We start from the raw sequence: 16,506 nt of genomic DNA, 5'->3' as shown, positions 1-16,506 counted from the left end.
GGGCCGCCGATGTGCGGCCTCTTTTTTTGGCGGCGGGCTTTGCAAGGCGAACACACGTTTTCCGATCCTGATCGGCGCTTCGCGCGCCGCTCGCCAAGGCTGCGTTGACAGTACCTCCTCCCGATTCCAGAATGCCTTGGGCGAACGCCGCACCTGCATGCGTGCCGTTGCGTTCTGCACCAGCAAAGAACAATCAAAACATATGAGGAGACTGACGTTGAAAAACGTACTGACATTACTGTCGACAGCCGCATTGGTGCTGATGACGTCTGCACACGCAGCCGGGCGCCTGCCAACCATTCCGCCGGACAAATACGACGCCGAACAGGCCAAGGCGGCGCAAGACTTCCAGGCTGCGCGCAAGGTGCCTGTATTCGGCCCGTTCGAGCCCCTGATGCATAGCCCGGAGGTGATGAGCCAGACCCGCGCCATGGGCGACTATCTGCGATATCACTCCGCCATCGGCAACACGCTGAGCGAATTGGTCATCCTCGTCACCGCGCGGGAGTGGAGCCAGGATTACGAGTGGTACGTGCACCATCCGATCGCCCTGAAGGCCGGCATCAAACCCGGTATTGCCGATGCGATTGCCGATGGCCGCCGCCCCACCGGGATGAGTGAGGACGAGGAGATCGTCTATGACTTCACGACCGAACTGATCCGCAACAAGCGCGTGGCCGACGGCACCTATGCACGGGCGGAAAAGCGCTTCGGCAATAAGGGCGTCGTAGACATGACCGGTATCTGCGGTTACTACACGCTGCTCGCCATGGAAATGAACGTGGCGCAGTATCCGGTGCCGAAAAATGCCGCCAAGCTTGCGCGTTTCCCCGAGCCCTGACAGCCGTGCTGCCGAGCGAGGACTACGCACAGCTTGATGCTGCGCATGGTTAGCATCGATTCTTCGCCGTAATCAAGGGGCCGCCTATGTGCGGCCCTTTGCTTTTGGTATTCACCGCAAGCGGCGGACGCGCCACCAAGGTCGGCCAGCTATGAATAAACCGACTGGATTCCATGATTTTTTATCGCTATCGGAATTCATTGCCGTCGCTACACTGGGGCTGCATATCACAGTGAACAAGCCGAGAGCTGCGGACCAGGCGCCGCGCGTCACACCAAGAAGCGCCAAACGCAGGCCCGGCGAAGTACCCAGGAGACGAGATGACCTCTGATATTGGCGGCCGCATTCGGTTGCAATCCTTGCTGGACAAAGTGGTATCTGCGGACGAAGCCGCAGCCCTGATCCGCGATGGCATGACGGTCGGCATGAGCGGCTTCACCCGCGCCGGCGACTGCAAGGCCGTGCCGTTTGCCCTGGCCCGACGTGCTGCGCACGAGCCGCTGCGCATCACCCTCATGACTGGCGCATCGCTGGGCAACGACATCGACAAGGTGTTGGCCGAAGCCGATGTCATTGCCCGCCGCCTGCCGTTCCAGGCCGATGCCACCTTGCGGCGCAAGATCAACGCAGGCGAGGTCATGTTCATTGACCAGCACTTGTCGGAAACCGTCGAGCAACTGCGTTCGCGGCAGATTGCACCGCTGGATGTGGCGGTTGTCGAAGCCACGGCCATCACCGAGAACGGCGGCATCGTGCCGACCACGTCGGTAGGCAATTCCGCCAGCTTTGCGGTGCTGGCGAAACAGGTGATTGTCGAGATCAACCTGAACATGCCCGCCAATCTGGAAGGGCTGCACGATATCTTCTTCCCGGTGCAGCGGCCGCACCGTCAGCCGATTCCGCTCATTGCACCGGAGCAGCGCATCGGCCTGCCGTATATCCCGATCGATCCGCGCAAGATTGCTGCCATCGTCATCACGGGGCAGGACGACAGCCCCTCCAACGTGCTGCCGCCCGATGTGGAGACCAACGCCATTGCCGGGCATCTGAACGCATTCCTGGCGCGAGAGGTCCGCACGGGCCGTCTTTCGCCCACGCTGCAGCCGCTGCAGGCGGGTATCGGGACGATTTCCAACGCGGTCCTGCATGGCTTCATCGACTCGCCGTTCCATGACCTCAAGATGTATTCGGAGGTCTTGCAGGACAGCTCCATCGAGCTGCTCGACTCGGGCAAGCTGGCGTTTGCCTCGGCTTCGTCGATCACGCTGTCCCGCCCGGTGTACAAGCGGTTCCTGACAGAACTGGAGCGCTACAAGTCGCGGGTGGTGTTGCGGCCGCAGGAGATCAGCAACCACCCGGAGGTGATCCGCCGGCTGGGTCTGATCACCATCAACACCGCGCTGGAATGCGACATTTACGGCAACGTGAATTCGACGCACGTAGGCGGCACGCACATGATGAACGGCATTGGCGGCTCGGGCGACTTTGCGCGCAATGCGCATCTGTCGGTCTTCGTGACCAAGTCATTGGCCAAGGACGGCGATATTTCGAGCATCGTCCCGATGGTCTCGCATGTGGACCACACCGAGCACGACGTCGACATCATCGTCACCGAACACGGGCTGGCCGATCTGCGCGGGCTGGCGCCGCGCGAGCGTGCCGTGCAGATCATCAGCAACTGTGCGGACCCCCGCTACCGCGAGCTGCTGCGCGACTACGTTGTGCGCGCGCAGCGGCGCGGCGGACATACCCCGCATCTGCTGGAAGAGGCGCTGGCCTGGCATGTCCGCTTCCGCGATGAGGGCTCGATGGCTCCGGCGGGGTTCACGGAAGAAGGCGTGCTCCCGGAACCTGCATTGAGCGCTTGATGCGTGGGCGCCGCTGCTCAGGCGCCCAGCACTTCCTCGCACGTCGCAAGCCACGCGCGAGCGGCGTGGGACAGGTACCGGCCCGGCGACCACAGGTGCGCAAGCGCCCAATCCATGTCGGGAGCGGTCAGGCGTGCCACGGCCAGCTTGTCGCGGTTGGCAAGGTTGGCCACCAGCGGCTGTGGCAAAAACGTCGTGCCCAGTCCCGCAGCCGCCATCGAGGCGAGGAATTCCCAGTGCCCGCTCTGCGCGGCGATGTGCGGCTCGATGCGGGCTTCGAGAAACGCCTGGCGCAGCTTGCGCGTGAGGGAAAAATCCTCGGCCAGCAACAGCAGCGGCTCGTCACGCAGCGCCGAGAGGCTGACGGTCTTGCCCTTGGCCCATTTCGCTTTGCGCGGTCCCACCACCCAGATCGGATACTTTGCAAACTGCCGCGTAGCGAGTTCGAGGCCGCTGTCGCCGGGCAGAACCGTGGCGCCGACCTCCAGTTCGCCGTTGGCTACCTGTTGTTCCACCGTCTTGCCGCCGTACTCGGCCAGGTTCAGCGCCAGGTTGGGATAACGCTGCCGAAATGCTCTGACGACGGGCGAGAAGAACAGGTTCACCATCGGTGGGATGCCGACCGTGAGTTCGCCCCGCCCAAGCGAAGACAAGTCAGCCACTTCAAGCGTCAGTCTGTGCACCACACCAAGCGTTTCCTGGCCGCGCGCATACACGACCCGGCCCACGTCGGTGAGCCGCACCTGCCTGCCTTCGCGGATCAACAGCGGCTGGCCAACCTCGTTTTCCAACTGACGCACCATCTTGCTGATGGTGGACTGTGTGACCGAGAGCGAACTCGCTGCCTGCGTGAAGCTCTGCAGCCGCGCGGTTTCAACGAAGTAACGAAGAGCTCGGATATCGATGGGCATGGGCGGACCTTTGCCATGAAGCACGCGAATGGGATTCGCCATGGTAATGAAGTTTTCCCATTCTGCGATGCGGCGGTTTCAAGATCCGACGGACGCTCGCATTCAACGGCGCGCGAAAAAAAAGGCGGTTCACGCGACCGCCTTTCATGCAAGCGACGACGTCCTGCCGTCAGCCGGTGGCCTCGTCGATCAGCAGATCGAGCTGGGCGATCACGTTGCTGGTGTCGGGCTCGCCGCGCGTTTTGCTCAGTGCGGTCTTGAGCGTGTCGCGCAGGGCGACAAGTTCGGCGATGTTGCCCGCTTTCTCCACTTTCATCTCAAGCAGATAGCCGCGCAGGCCAAGATACCGGCTGATGGTTTCGGTATAGAAGCGGTAGAGGCGTTGATAGCCTTCGGCGGCCGGCTCTTTTGAAGTTGCTGCAGATGCGGGGGACGCCGCCTCTGCAGTTGCCGCAGATGCGCTGGCCGGTGCCGCCTTCACGGTAGTGGCCCCAGGCACGTGCAGGCGTATATACCCGGCGTTCTCGAGCTCGCCGAACACGGCTTGCGTCATGCCCAGAGGCTGCAGCTGGACGAGGATGTCGTCGCAGGTTTTTTCGCCGTTGATCATCAGAAGGACCGCGCGGTGACGCTGGTCGAGGTGATTCGCACGTGTGCGGATCTCGTCCTGACCTTTTTCGGTCTTCTGGTAGATGGTGGTGGTCATGCTGTCTCCCTCGGCCGGCGCGTCTGCAGCGCGCGCTCTGCTGGCTCTACAATAGACCGATCATAACCGCCCGGGGGCGACGTGGGCCTCAGTCGCAACCCGGATAGCACAACGCGCAAATCGCGCATCCACCAGAGCGAGACGACCAACGATGCAGCAACGCGACAAGCTTTTCATCAATGGCAAGTGGGTGGCACCCCAAGGCAAGGGCGTCATTGAAGTGATTCATTCGGCCACTGAAGCGGTGATGGGGACCATTCCCGAAGGCAGCGCGGCCGATGCGGAAGCCGCCGTGGCAGCGGCCCGCGCCGCATTTGATGACTGGGCTGCCACGCCCGTGGCCAAGCGCGCCGAATACATCCAGAAGATTGCCGACGGCCTGCAGGCCCGCAGCGAAGAGCTGGCGCAGTTGATTGCCGGCGAAGTCGGCATGCCGATCAAGCTGGCACGCGCCATCCAGGTGGGCGGCCCCGTCTATAACTGGGGCAATTTCGCCAAGCTGCTCAGCACGTTTGAATTTGAAGAGCACGTTGGCAACTCGTTGGTGGTGCGTGAGCCGGTGGGCGTGGTGGGTGCCATCACGCCGTGGAACTACCCGCTCAACCAGATCACGCTGAAGGTTGCGCCCGCGCTGGCGGCTGGCTGCACGGTGGTGCTCAAGCCGTCGGAAGTGGCGCCGCTCAACGCCTTCGTGCTGGCGGAGGTCATTGAAGAAGCCGGGCTGCCGCCGGGTGTGTTCAACCTTGTCACCGGCTATGGCCCTGTGGTGGGCGAGGTGCTGGCAAGTGATCCGGATGTCGACATGGTGTCGTTCACGGGCTCGACGCGTGCAGGCAAGCGTGTGGCGGAACTGGCATCGCAGTCGGTCAAGCGCGTGGCGCTGGAGTTGGGCGGCAAGTCGGCGTCGGTGATCCTGGATGATGCGGACCTGGCATCGGCGGTAAAGGGCACGTTGTCGGCGTGCTTCCTGAACTCTGGGCAGACGTGCTCGGCGCACACACGCATGCTGGTGCCGCGCGCGAAGTACGAAGAGGTGAAGGCGCTGGCCGCGCAGTTTGCCGCCGCGTACGTGCCGGGTGATCCGGCGCAGGAGGCCACGCGCCTGGGGCCGCTCATCTCTGCTGTGCAGCGCGACCGCGTGCTGGGCTACATCCGCAAGGGCCTGGAAGAGGGCGCCGAACTCATTACCGGTGGAGCAGACACGCCGGAAGGCCTGTCCACCGGCTTCTTCGTCAAGCCGACGGTGCTCGGCAACGTCAAGACGACCGACACCGTGGCGCGCGAAGAAATCTTCGGCCCCGTGCTCACCGTGATCTGCTACGACGACGAGGAAGAGGCCGTCCGCATTGCCAACGACAGCATCTACGGCCTGGGCGGCGGTGTGTGGTCGGGCGATGAGGCGCGGGCGATTCGTGTGGCGCGGCGCATCCGCACGGGCCAGGTGAACATCAACGGCGGACCGTTCAACATGCAGGCGCCGTTTGGCGGCTACAAGCAGTCCGGCCACGGGCGCGAGAACGGCAAGTACGGCCTGGAGGAGTTCCTGGAGTACAAGGCGATGCAGCTCAATCCTGCGAAGACGGCCTGATCGGCTGGGCGTGCCGCACCAATGAAAAACCCGGCTTCTGCCGGGTTTTTTGTGTTTGACGCTTGCGCCTACTTGTGGCTGCCATCGGGGTTGTAGCCCTGGGCCGTGCCTTCGGCCAGGATGCGCGTCCAGACCGTGTTGCGCTCTTCGTCCGTCATGAACACCCAGTTGCTGACCTCAAGCTGTGTGCGCCCGCAGCCTTGGCAGACCTCGTCGAAGAGCGTCGAGCAGATGCCGATGCAGGGACTGTTTGGGCGGCCCAGCAGGGTGCTGTCGGAAGCACTGGTTGCGTCGTCTGGCATGGGGCTGAATGCGGTCGATTCGGTCATGGCCGCTATTTTACCGGGTTCGGCCGGTCGTCAGCTGCGCGGAGAGCCGGGGCGGCCGTGCGCTGGCTGACGTGATCCGCCGCGGCAGATAGCGTCAGCGCTGAATTCACGAGCGCGATGTGCGAAAACGCTTGCGGGAAGTTGCCAACCAGCCGTTTCACGCGCGGGTCGTATTCTTCGGCCAGTAGGCCCACGTCATTGCGCAGTGCCAGCAGCTTGGTGAAGAGCGCGCGAGCCTCGTCCTGGCGGCCTTGCATGACGAGGTTGTCGACATACCAGAAGCTGCAGGCGAGGAATACGCCTTCGCCCTGCGGCAGGCCGTCGGTCACGGCTTCGGTGCGGTAGCGGCGCACGAGGCCATCAACGAGCAGGTCTTCTTCGATGGCCTTGACCGTGCCCTGGATGCGCGGGTCGGATGCCGGCAGAAAGCCGACGAGCGGCAGCATCAGAAGCGCGGCGTCTAGCTCATCGCCGCCGTAGCTCTGAACGAAGCAGCCGCGCGTGGCGTTGTAGCCGTGCGCACAAACCTCCGCGTGGATGCGATCGCGCACGGCGCGCCAGCGCTCTACCGGGCCGTCCACATTGAATTGCTCGATGGTTTTGACGGCGCGGTCGAACGCCACCCACGCCATGACCTTGGAATGCGTGAAATGGCGCGACGGCCCCCGGACCTCCCAGATGCCTTCGTCGGGCGTCTGCCAGACGCTTTCGAGGTGCGTCATCAGCGCGACCTGCAGCTGCCACGAGGCTTCGTCGCCATCCAGGCCGCCTTTGCGAGCAATGAAGAGGGCGTCCATGAGTTCACCGTACACGTCGAGCTGGAGCTGCATCGCGGCCGCGTTGCCCACGCGCACAGGCTGCGCGCCTTCGTAGCCGGGCAGCCACGGAACAGTCCACTCGCCCAGGCGGCGCTCGCCGGCAATGCCGTACATGATCTGCACCTGTGCAGGGCTGCCGGCGATTGCGCGTTCGAGCCATTCGCGCCAACTGCGCGCCTCGTCATAGAACCCGGCGTTCATGAGCGCGAGCAGCGTGAGGGTGGCGTCGCGCAGCCAGCAGTAGCGGTAGTCCCAGTTGCGCACCCCGCCGAGCTGTTCAGGCAGCGACGTGGTGGGCGCGGCCACGACGCCGCCGGTGCGGTGATACGTCAGCGCCTTGAGCGTGATGAGCGAGCGTTCCACGGCTTCGGTCCATTCGCCCGCACCGTGGCAGCGGCCGGACCACGCGCGCCAGCGCGCCTCGATGTCGACCTGCGCTTCGAGCGCGTCGATCGACGCCGGCAACGGCAGGTGCGACGGCGAATGCGTGAGCACAAAGGGCACCGCGTCACCCTCGCTCACCGTGAAATCCGCCACGGTGGAGAGGTTCTCGCCGCGGATTGGCGCAGGCGTGCGGAGCGTCGTCATATTGGGCCCGGCCACCGCCCGCAGTACGCAATCGGGCGTGTCGCATGGGCGCTCCGCAGCCGCACCCGTGAGTTCGGACACGCGGCTCACCCATGGCACGGATGTGCCGTAATCGAAGCGCAGCGTGAGGTCCATTCGCATGTCCACGGTGCCTGACAGCCCGCGCACGATGCGGATGAGATCCGACGTGTCATCCCGGGCACCGGCCGTGCCCGGCAGCCGGGCCGTCATCAGGTCTGTCACGCTGGCGGAGCCGGTGTCGGTCTCGAATACGGTTTCCAGCACCAGGGTGCCAGGTAGGTAGCGGCGCCGCACGGTGCGCCCGCCAGCCCGCGGCGCCAGGCGCCATCGGCCGTTGTCCGGTGTGCCGAGCAGCGCGGCAAAACAGGCGCCCGAATCGAACCTCGGCCAGCACAGCCAGTCGATGGACCCGTCGCGCGAAACCAGTGCCGCGGTTTCGCAATCGCCAATCAACGCGTAATCTTCGATCTTCGAGGGCATTGCACTCCACTCCAAGCCAAACAAATCGACGAGGCCTCGACCATGCACGACAGCACCCGCATCCTGCTTGAATACAACGCGGGGCGTGATCCCGAGCGGCTGACCCGCAAGCTCGATGCCATTGCCGCTGACCCGTTTTCATTCTTTCGCGGCACCAACAACCTGTATGCCGCGTCGCTGGCCGATGCGGCGTTGCTGCACGACGCGCCCCGCACGCTCGTCTGCGGTGACCTGCACCTCGAGAACTTCGGCAGCTTCAAGGGCGACAACGGCCTCGTCTACTTCGACATGAACGACTTTGACGAGGCACTGGCCGCGCCGTTCACGGTCGACCTGGTGCGCGTGCTGTCCAGCCTGCAGGTAGCGTCCTTCAGTTGGAAGCTGGCCGATGAAGACGCTCATAACCTGTGCCGGCGCTTTCTCGACACGTATGCGGCTGCGCTGGTTGATGGCAAGCCGCGCTGGGTTGAGCGTGCCACTGCCACGGGCATCGTGCGTAATCTGCTGCGCGGCCTGCGCAAGCGCAACCGGGCGGCGTACCTGGCCGATCGCACCGAACGCAACGGCAACCGGGTCACCCTGCGCATCGACGGCCGGCGCACTTTACGGGCAAGCAAGGAAGAGGCCCGCCGCGCGCGCCGCATTCTCGAGGCCTACGGCCAGCAGGGCAACGGCCAGCGTTTCATTGCCATCGACGTCGCGCGGCGGATTGCCGGCACAGGCAGTCTGGGCCTTGAGCGCTATTCCGTGCTCGCTCGCCCCGAAAACGACCCCTCCACGCTGCGCCTGATCGACATCAAGCTCTCCATCCCAAGTGTCTGGGACGATGTGCTGGGCGACGCCTGTAGCGTTGCGCCGTGGCGTAGCGAGGCCGGGCGCGTGGTCGATATCCAGCGCCTGTCGCAGGCCATTTCGCCCGCACTGCTGCGCGGTGTTGTCTACGCAGCCAAGGGCGAGAAACCGAAGTCGTACGTCGTCAAGAGCCTCCAGCCGACCGCCGACCGCGTTGCGCTGGGCTCGGGCAAGAACGTGGTCGCCAACCTGGACGATGCCCTGCAGACCATGGCGCGCGTGGCAGCGTGGTGTCATTTGCGCGGCTGTGGCCGACACGGCACCGATCTGGTGGAAAAGGTGCAGGACTACGCGGCCGGCACGGCATGGCGCAAATCGGCGTTGAAGCTGGCGGCGCATGGCAAAGACGTGTCGCTCAAGCAATGGGCTGAGTTTGCTGAAGATTATCGTCAGGCGCGCGGTGGCAAGTCCGCCTAAGTCCGCTTAAGTCCGCTTAAGTGCGCGGCGTAAGTGCGCGATGGCGCGCCGTTGACGTCAGGCCCGTGACTACTATTTGAAATCCCCCTGAGATTGCAATGAAAAACCTCGACAACCCCTCACATGACCGCGAGGTGGGCACCGCCGACGCGACGCAAGACACGACGCGTATCGACGACACCCGCATCGGCGCGGTGCGTCCGCTCATTTCCCCGGCGCTGCTCCTGGACGAGCTGCCCGTGCCTGCCGATACGCAGACACTCGTCGAAGACACCCGCCGGGCCATCAGCAACATCCTGCACGGCCGCGACGACCGGCTGCTGCTCATCGTCGGCCCGTGCTCGATCCACGATCACGACCAGGCGCTCGATTACGCGCGCCGCCTCAAGGCTGCGGCCGATGCACTGAAGGACGACCTGCTGATCGTCATGCGCGTCTACTTTGAGAAGCCGCGCACGACGGTCGGCTGGAAGGGTTACATCAATGATCCGCGTCTGGACGGCAGCTTCCGTATCAATGAAGGGCTGCGCGCGGCGCGGCAGCTGCTGCTCGACGTCAACGCGCTCGGTCTGCCCGCCGCGACGGAATTCCTCGACCTGCTGAGCCCGCAATACATTGCGGACCTCATCGCCTGGGGCGCGATCGGCGCGCGCACGACAGAAAGCCAGAGCCATCGACAGCTTGCGTCGGGCTTGAGCTGCCCGATCGGCTTCAAGAACGGCACCGACGGCGGCGTGCAGGTTGCGTCTGACGCGATCATCGCGGCGCGCGCCAGCCATGCGTTCATGGGGATGACCAAGATGGGCATGGCTGCGATTTTCGAGACACGCGGCAACGACGACGCGCACGTCATCCTGCGCGGCGGCAAGAGCGGGCCGAACTACGACAGCGCGCACATCGAGGCGACCTGCGCGGCGCTGCGCGCGGCAAAGTTGCGCGAACAGGTGATGGTCGACTGCTCGCACGCGAATTCAAACAAGTCGCATGAACGGCAGGTCGACGTCGCGCAGGATCTGGCGCGGCAACTATCGCAGGGTGACCACCGGATCGTCGGCGTGATGGTCGAAAGCAATCTCGAAGCGGGCCGCCAAGACCTGAAACCGGGCGTGCCGCTCAAGTACGGCGTGTCGATCACCGATGCCTGCCTGAGTTGGGCGCAGACCGAGCCCGTGCTCGACATACTGGCCGAGGCGGTTCGGCATCGGCGCGCGTATTCGTACGACGGGTGAGATAAGGGCGGCGGATTCTGCTTTTGCCGCCTTGTACCGATCGCCGACGTACGTCAGCGTTTTTTTTGTCAATTCAATGACTGCCAGCCGGATGCGCACTCGCATGCGGCTTGGTCCCATCTTGCGTGCAGGCCTTCCCGCCCGCACGGCCCACGCCCTGATGCTGTCGCGTCGGCGGATCTCTTCCCAAATCACATTGTGTGTTCGGCTTGGCGCGTTGCGTGCCTGCATTGAGCTGCATTTAAGACTGCGCTTACATATCTGGCGTCGCCCGACATCCAGAATTCCGACCAGACATTGCATTGCAATAGCTGGAGAAGTCAATTAGCAGCGCGTTGTTCACCGTACGGACGGCGCTTCGGCGGCATCTCGCAATTCACCGGAGATGCGCGTAGGAATTCAGTCGGGTTTAAATTGAAATAACGCGATAAGTGAAATTAGGCTGCCCGGCTGCTGCAAAAAATATTTTTTGGGACGATTTAATCATGACAAAAAGACTGAGTGCGCAAGTCATGCGCAGAATTGGATGCACAGTATTGGCGGCCCTGATTTTTCCTGTGTCAACGTCGGCTTTGGCTAATACAGCTATCTATCCGTTTCCTGCTCTGCTGACACTGCCGAAAAACACTCCGGTCAATAAAGTTGTGGCAAGGGCATACAGGACGCCTCAAGAGTTATGTGGCGCGGCCACCTGCCGTTTATCTAATTTTGCTGCCTTCAATCTCCGCGGTAACACTTGGCACATGTGGGACACTGGGCCACTCGCTGGCACGGAAATCGTGAATTTGGATATGCAAGTCATTGTCAATGGGAAACCTCAGACAAAAATTGAAGGAGGCTCAGACCCAGTGGAATTTTCCTCTCCCGTCGAATTTCAGTTGGTGAGGAACAAGTCCGAAAACTTGGTGAATGGAATCTCCCACGACAAACTTCAGTTCTGGTTTTTCACACAAACAAAGCCTGGAACTACGGTGATCCAAAATTACATCAAATTCGACACGAGCCTCACCTGGCTCGAAGGAAGCTGCTCGGTGCCAAGTCAGACGGTAGAGCTGCCATCCACGCGGGCAGGGCGCTTAACCGGCATTGGGACGACGGCCGGCGAGCGCAGCTTCCAGATTCAGATCAACAACTGCCCCAAGGGATACAGCAAGATTCTCTACAGGCTCACGCCGGAGGGCGGCACCATTGAGAATGCACCGGGTGTATTGCCGCTTTCCGCTGATTCCACCGCAAAGGGCGTGAAGATCAAGGTGACCGACAATGCGGGCGCGGCGGCAGCATTTGATACGTCGATCAGCGTCGATGATTACAACAAGGACACGGGCGGCTCTTTCTCGATCCCGATGCGGGTGTCGTATGTTCAGACCGAAGCCAACATCACGCCGGGCACCGTGAATGGCGCCATGTCGGTGCTGATGGAGTATCAGTGACACGCCACGCATGTGCTTTAGTGACGCCTTCATCACTGCACTCTCAAGTTCCAGCGCTGCGCGGCCGATAGTGCCAGGGTAGCCGGCCGCCCGGCGCGATGGTCGCGCCTGCGGGAAGAGCCGTGCACGCCACTCTCGCCGCGCCCATGTCCGCTCGTCTGACCATCCGCACCCGCCTGGTGCTTTCGGTTTCCATTCTGTTTCTGCTTGCCTTGCTGATTGGCGTGGCGGGCCTGCTTGGCCTGCGCGATGCCAACCATGCGCACGAGGAAACCTTCACCAATCAGTTTCCGTCCGCACTCGCGCTGGGCGAATCCGACCTGAGCCTCACGCGTGCCCGCACCGCGCTCGACAAGGCGATGCTGTATCCGGAAGACAAGGGCGCGATGAAGCTGCTCGACCGCACCGAAGAGTTGATTGCGGAATCGGATGCAGCCTGGAAGAAATACCTGGCACTGCCGCGTGACGACGAGGAGGAACGCCTGGCCAAGGACGTCGCCACCAAGCGTGAAGCGGCTGCCGGCAGCTTGCGCAACATCATCAAGGCGCTGCGCGCCGGGGATCGTGCAGCGGCAGACAAGATCATGGAAAAGGGCGTCTCCAAGGCCTTCCGCGATTCCAACGATTCGAGCCTGGCGCTGAGCAAGAAGCAACTGGCGTTCTCCAAGGCCAACTACGACGCATCGCGCGACGCTTATGCGCGCTTCCAGTTGATTGTGATTGCCGCCATCGTCCTCGCGCTGGTGGTGGCGCTGTGGTGCGCGTGGTCGCTGCTGCGCGCGATCGTGGGGCCGCTGAACGCCGCGCTGGCGCAGTTCGATCGCATTGCTGCCGGTGACCTGACCGAGCGTGTGCGCATCGATCGTCACGACGAAATGGGCCGCCTGCTCGAAGGCCTGGCCCGCATGCAGACTGCACTGACCGACACCGTGCGCCGCGTGCGCACCGGCTCCGAGTCGATCGGCGCGGCCACCAAGCAGATTGCCGCCGGCAATGCAGACTTGTCGCAACGCACGGAAGAGCAGGCCAGCTCGCTGGAGGAAACCGCTTCCAGCATGGAAGAAATGACCTCCATCGTGCGCCAGAACGCCGACAACGCCCGTCAGGCCAGCCAACTGGCCGACAGCGCCTCGGAAGTTGCGAGCCAAGGCGGCGCGGTGGTGACCGACGTGGTGGCGACCATGCGCGAGATCAGCGCGTCGTCGCGCACGGTGTCTGAAATCATTGGCGTGATCGACGGCATTGCGTTCCAGACCAATATCCTTGCACTGAACGCGGCCGTGGAAGCTGCCCGTGCCGGCGAGCAAGGCCGTGGCTTTGCCGTGGTGGCCGGTGAAGTGCGCAACCTCGCGCAGCGCAGCGCCGCCGCCGCGAAGGAAATCAAGGAAATGATCGAGGCGTCGCTGTCCAAGGTCGAGACCGGCAGCGCGCTGGCCGAACGCGCGGGCAGCACGATGGAAGACATCGTGTCGTCCATCCGCCGCGTGACCGACATCATGGGCGAAATCGCTGCCGCCTCGAACGAGCAAAGCTCTGGCATTGAGCAGGTCAACAAGGCCGTCACGCTCATGGATGAGGCCACGCAGCAGAACGCCGCGCTGGTGGAGCAGGCTGCCGCAGCGGCGGAATCGCTGGAGGAGCAGGCCCAGGCCCTGAACGCCGCCATCGCCGCATTCCGCCTCGCCTGATATGGGCCCCATGGATGCACGGGGCCCGCTGAAGCCTTAAGACTTGCCTTGAGCGCCGTTTCGGTTGATATAACCGACTGGCCCATTCAAGGAGTCGCCTCATGCCGTTCATCATTGCCGCGCTCGCGCTGGTTGGTCTGCTGATCTACGGCGCGGTCCGGCTGTATGCGGTGGTTGCTGCCGCTTATGGCGCGGTGGTGGGCGGTGTTGCGGTGCTGGTTGCCGTGGCGCTGCTGGCCGGCGCAGTCACCATCTTCATCCGGCGTTACCGCGCCGTTCATGGCGTGAACGTGAAAGGGCAGCGGATTGTGTCGCTCAGCGCAAGCTGGGGGCAGGTCGCGGTTGATGCCGAACAGAAACGCGGGACGCTGCAGTTGCACGGGCAGGGCGCCCGTTTTCTCTTTGCCGATATTGCCGCCGCCGATGCGGTCGAACACGAAGGTGCCTGGTCGCTGGCGCTGCGTCTGAAGCATCAGACGCAGGCAGATTGGCCGATCCCGATGCGCAATCGCCATGAAGCGAAACGCTGGGCGAAGATCTTCGCGCTGGCGGCCAGCCAGGAGCTTTGACCGGCGCCTCGGTCCGGATTATTCCGTCGTACTTGGGTTCCAGAACGCCTGCGCCACGTGCGGCTGCGACTGCAGCGACGTGACGATGCGGTCCAGCTCGGCCGCGTTCACGGCCGTCGACATCAGCATCGCTTCAATTTCCACGTGGTCGTCGCCAAAGGGTTCGACTGACAGATCGCTGATGGGGTAGCTGGCCTCTTCCAGCAGGCGTTCCAGGTCGGCCAGCGCCTCTTTCTGGCGCTCGCTGGTGGAGATGACGCACATCGTGTACGTGACTTCGCTGGCCTGATTGTCGAGCGGCGTACGGTTGATACGGTCCACCACCGGCCGCAGCAGGATGTTCGAGGCCAGCACGAACAGCGTAATCAGAATGGCCTGGCCAACAAGGTCGGAGCCTGCCGCCGCACCCACAGCGGCCGAGCCCCACAGCGTGGCGGCAGTGTTCAGCCCGCGCACGTTCAGACCTTCCTTCATGATGGTGCCGGCACCCAGAAAGCCGACGCCCGACACCACATAGGCGATCACGCGCGTGGTGTCCGATGCGGTGCCGATCTGAGCGGCCATGTCGACGAACGCCGATGCCGCGACCGCCACCAGCGCATTGGTGCGCAGCCCCGCAGTCCGCTGCCTGACCTGCCGCTCGAAGCCGATGAGTGACCCGAGCGCAAAGGCCGAGGCAAGGCTGATGAACGAATCCACCAGTGTGGCGACATTGAGATGGACGAGGGCTTGCAGCGTCATCGGCGGCTCCTTGTTGTGGTGACCGGAGTCTTGGTGAAGGGCGCCGATGGTTATAGCACGGCGCCATGACACGCCGTGCGGGCCGGGGAGGCTGGACGGCTACTTATAGTCCCATTGCATCTGCTCGGGAATCGGCACGGCGTCCGAGGTCTCGAGGCAGCGGTCGAGGTAAGCGAGCAGGGAGCGCGGCTGAAAGCCCGTCTCTTGCACCAGGCGCGTGTTGTCGAACACGTAGCTCATGCTGGCGAACTTGGCATACAGGTGGATGCAGCGCGCGACCAGTCGCACGTTGCCGTCACCCGTCAGGCTCAGGAATTTACGCGCCAGTGCTTTCTCGGCGATTTTTTCCTGATACACGTAACCGGCCAGCGCCTGGGCGTCTTCTTCCGGCGTCTTGCAACGCTTGAAGCGCGGGTACAGCGTTTCGATGCGCTCGGAGTTCGCGTCGCCGGCGCTGATGTGATACAGGTCGTGCGCAAGCGTCGGCTTGGTCGACAGCTGCACGATGGCTTCGGCGCAGTCGTCCACGGGCAGGATGTCGACGCGGTCAGACAAGCGGCAGCTGAACGTTTCGAGCAGCGCCACCATGCGCAGCATCCAGAAGATGCTGCCCGACGGCTCGCACCCCAGCGTGCTGTGGCCGACCACGATGGACGGCCGCACCACCACGAGCGGCAGCTCGGGCACTGTTTCGCGCAGCTTCAGCTCGGCCATCCCCTTGGAATACGTGTATGGCACCGCATGCTGCTCCAGCGGGGGAACATCCCAGCTTTCGCTGACATGGCGATCCGCCAGTTGGCCGCACGACATGGCCGTGCCGATCTGCAGGAAGCGCTTCAGGCGTTTGCCCTGCGCCGCCAGCCGGCCCAGCGCCAGCACGCCTTCCACGTTGGTTTCCCACAGCGACGGGTGGTTCGAGAACGTTGCCAGTGCCGCGCAGTTGATGATGATTTCCGGATCGCCCAGCTTGGCGGCGCCGGCCTCGCGCAGGTCGAACGGCACGATCTGTGATTCGGTAATGCCGTCCAGCGTGCTCTGTGCGAATTCAAAACGCCGCAGGTTGTTGCGCAGCCGCGTCAACCCCTCGGCAGGTGTGTCGCCGCGCACGGCAAAGCGTGTGTCGGCCAGCAAACCTTTGGCTGCCAGATTGGCGGCAATGGCGCCGCCCACGAAACCGGTCGCACCGGTTAGCAAAATACTCATGCGAGAAAACCTGAATCCCTTGGGAAGCAAAACGGGCGACCAACCCGCTTGCAAACAACACTGCCGCTGCCGCACCGGCGAGGCACGTATTCGCAGTGCGCTCGAAGCTGGGGACAGGCAGGTCATGCCGGATGAAGCCGCGCACACGAAACAGGGTTCGCGGGCCGCAAGATTCGCGTGACGCGAAGCGGCCGAAACCTGCGCACAATCAGCGATTTATAAGA

14 protein-coding genes are annotated in these 16,506 nt (G+C 63.4%); 8 read left to right on the top strand and 6 right to left on the bottom strand.

The features are described 5' to 3' along the window. Nucleotides 1-217 precede the first annotated feature (217 nt). Both ACTJK6_RS02105 and ACTJK6_RS02100 read left to right on the top strand, forming a co-directional pair. Nucleotides 218-841, top strand: coding sequence for a carboxymuconolactone decarboxylase family protein (locus ACTJK6_RS02105; protein ID WP_440838233.1), 624 nt, complete (start codon nt 218-220; stop codon nt 839-841). A gap of 320 nt (nt 842-1,161) precedes the next feature. After that, entirely contained in the window at nt 1,162-2,709 is a 1,548-nt protein-coding gene (locus tag ACTJK6_RS02100; RefSeq protein WP_232042777.1) for an acetyl-CoA hydrolase/transferase family protein, read from the top strand. A 17-nt stretch (nt 2,710-2,726) separates the two neighbouring features. Here the strand turns inward: ACTJK6_RS02100 and ACTJK6_RS02095 are convergent, their stop codons facing one another. Both ACTJK6_RS02095 and ACTJK6_RS02090 read right to left on the bottom strand, forming a co-directional pair. Further along, nucleotides 2,727-3,620, bottom strand: coding sequence for a LysR substrate-binding domain-containing protein (locus ACTJK6_RS02095; protein WP_440838232.1), 894 nt, complete (start codon nt 3,618-3,620; stop codon nt 2,727-2,729). Nucleotides 3,621-3,789: 169 nt separating this feature from the next. Beyond that, the gene (locus ACTJK6_RS02090) at nt 3,790-4,326 is read right to left on the bottom strand and encodes a hypothetical protein (RefSeq protein ID WP_343617931.1); all 537 of its coding nucleotides are present in this window, start codon (nt 4,324-4,326) and stop codon (nt 3,790-3,792) included. A 151-nt stretch (nt 4,327-4,477) separates the two neighbouring features. Between ACTJK6_RS02090 and ACTJK6_RS02085 the strand changes: the two genes are divergently transcribed. Beyond that, nucleotides 4,478-5,914, top strand: a complete 1,437-nt coding sequence (locus tag ACTJK6_RS02085) for an aldehyde dehydrogenase family protein (RefSeq protein ID WP_440838231.1) — start codon at nt 4,478-4,480, stop codon at nt 5,912-5,914. A 68-nt stretch (nt 5,915-5,982) separates the two neighbouring features. On the opposite strand, the gene ACTJK6_RS02080 is transcribed toward ACTJK6_RS02085, so the two are convergent. Together ACTJK6_RS02080 and ACTJK6_RS02075 are read right to left on the bottom strand one after the other, a co-directional pair. After that, nucleotides 5,983-6,243: a DUF1289 domain-containing protein gene (locus ACTJK6_RS02080; protein ID WP_440838230.1), complete on the bottom strand. Its 261-nt coding sequence runs from the start codon at nt 6,241-6,243 to the stop codon at nt 5,983-5,985. Between the two features lie 5 nt (nt 6,244-6,248). Next, entirely contained in the window at nt 6,249-8,150 is a 1,902-nt protein-coding gene (locus ACTJK6_RS02075; protein ID WP_440838229.1) for a glycoside hydrolase family 15 protein, read from the bottom strand. 42 nt (nt 8,151-8,192) lie between these two features. On the opposite strand from ACTJK6_RS02075, the gene ACTJK6_RS02070 reads away from it, so the two are divergent. The 5 genes from ACTJK6_RS02070 to ACTJK6_RS02050 all read left to right on the top strand — a co-directional run bounded on the left by ACTJK6_RS02070 (nt 8,193) and on the right by ACTJK6_RS02050 (nt 14,338). Then, nucleotides 8,193-9,419, top strand: coding sequence for a DUF2252 family protein (locus ACTJK6_RS02070; protein WP_440838228.1), 1,227 nt, complete (start codon nt 8,193-8,195; stop codon nt 9,417-9,419). A gap of 98 nt (nt 9,420-9,517) precedes the next feature. Further along, nucleotides 9,518-10,648 carry a 3-deoxy-7-phosphoheptulonate synthase gene (locus ACTJK6_RS02065; RefSeq protein ID WP_232042782.1) on the top strand — a complete coding sequence of 377 codons (1,131 nt, stop codon included), beginning with the start codon at nt 9,518-9,520 and terminating at the stop codon, nt 10,646-10,648. Between the two features lie 485 nt (nt 10,649-11,133). Continuing rightward, nucleotides 11,134-12,081 (top strand): fimbrial protein, encoded by a 948-nt coding sequence (locus ACTJK6_RS02060; RefSeq protein ID WP_440838227.1) that lies wholly within the window; start codon nt 11,134-11,136, stop codon nt 12,079-12,081. 146 nt (nt 12,082-12,227) lie between these two features. Continuing rightward, entirely contained in the window at nt 12,228-13,769 is a 1,542-nt protein-coding gene (locus ACTJK6_RS02055) for a methyl-accepting chemotaxis protein (RefSeq protein WP_440838226.1), read from the top strand. A gap of 101 nt (nt 13,770-13,870) precedes the next feature. Beyond that, complete coding sequence (locus ACTJK6_RS02050; protein WP_440838225.1) at nt 13,871-14,338, top strand: hypothetical protein; 468 nt, start codon at nt 13,871-13,873, stop codon at nt 14,336-14,338. Between the two features lie 18 nt (nt 14,339-14,356). Here the strand turns inward: ACTJK6_RS02050 and ACTJK6_RS02045 are convergent, their stop codons facing one another. Together ACTJK6_RS02045 and ACTJK6_RS02040 are read right to left on the bottom strand one after the other, a co-directional pair. Then, a complete protein-coding gene (locus ACTJK6_RS02045; protein ID WP_081785425.1) occupies nt 14,357-15,079 on the bottom strand; it encodes an MgtC/SapB family protein in 723 nt (240 codons plus the stop codon). A 99-nt stretch (nt 15,080-15,178) separates the two neighbouring features. Beyond that, nucleotides 15,179-16,282 carry an SDR family oxidoreductase gene (locus ACTJK6_RS02040; RefSeq protein ID WP_252692543.1) on the bottom strand — a complete coding sequence of 368 codons (1,104 nt, stop codon included), beginning with the start codon at nt 16,280-16,282 and terminating at the stop codon, nt 15,179-15,181. Between the last annotated feature and the right edge of the window lie 224 nt (nt 16,283-16,506).

Origin of the sequence: Ralstonia sp. 22086, from assembly GCF_052045975.1 — a bacterium.
GTDB lineage: Bacteria > Pseudomonadota > Gammaproteobacteria > Burkholderiales > Burkholderiaceae > Ralstonia > Ralstonia wenshanensis.
The sequence above is the reverse complement of the archived record's forward strand: the minus strand, read 5'-3'. Positions and strand labels throughout refer to the sequence as shown.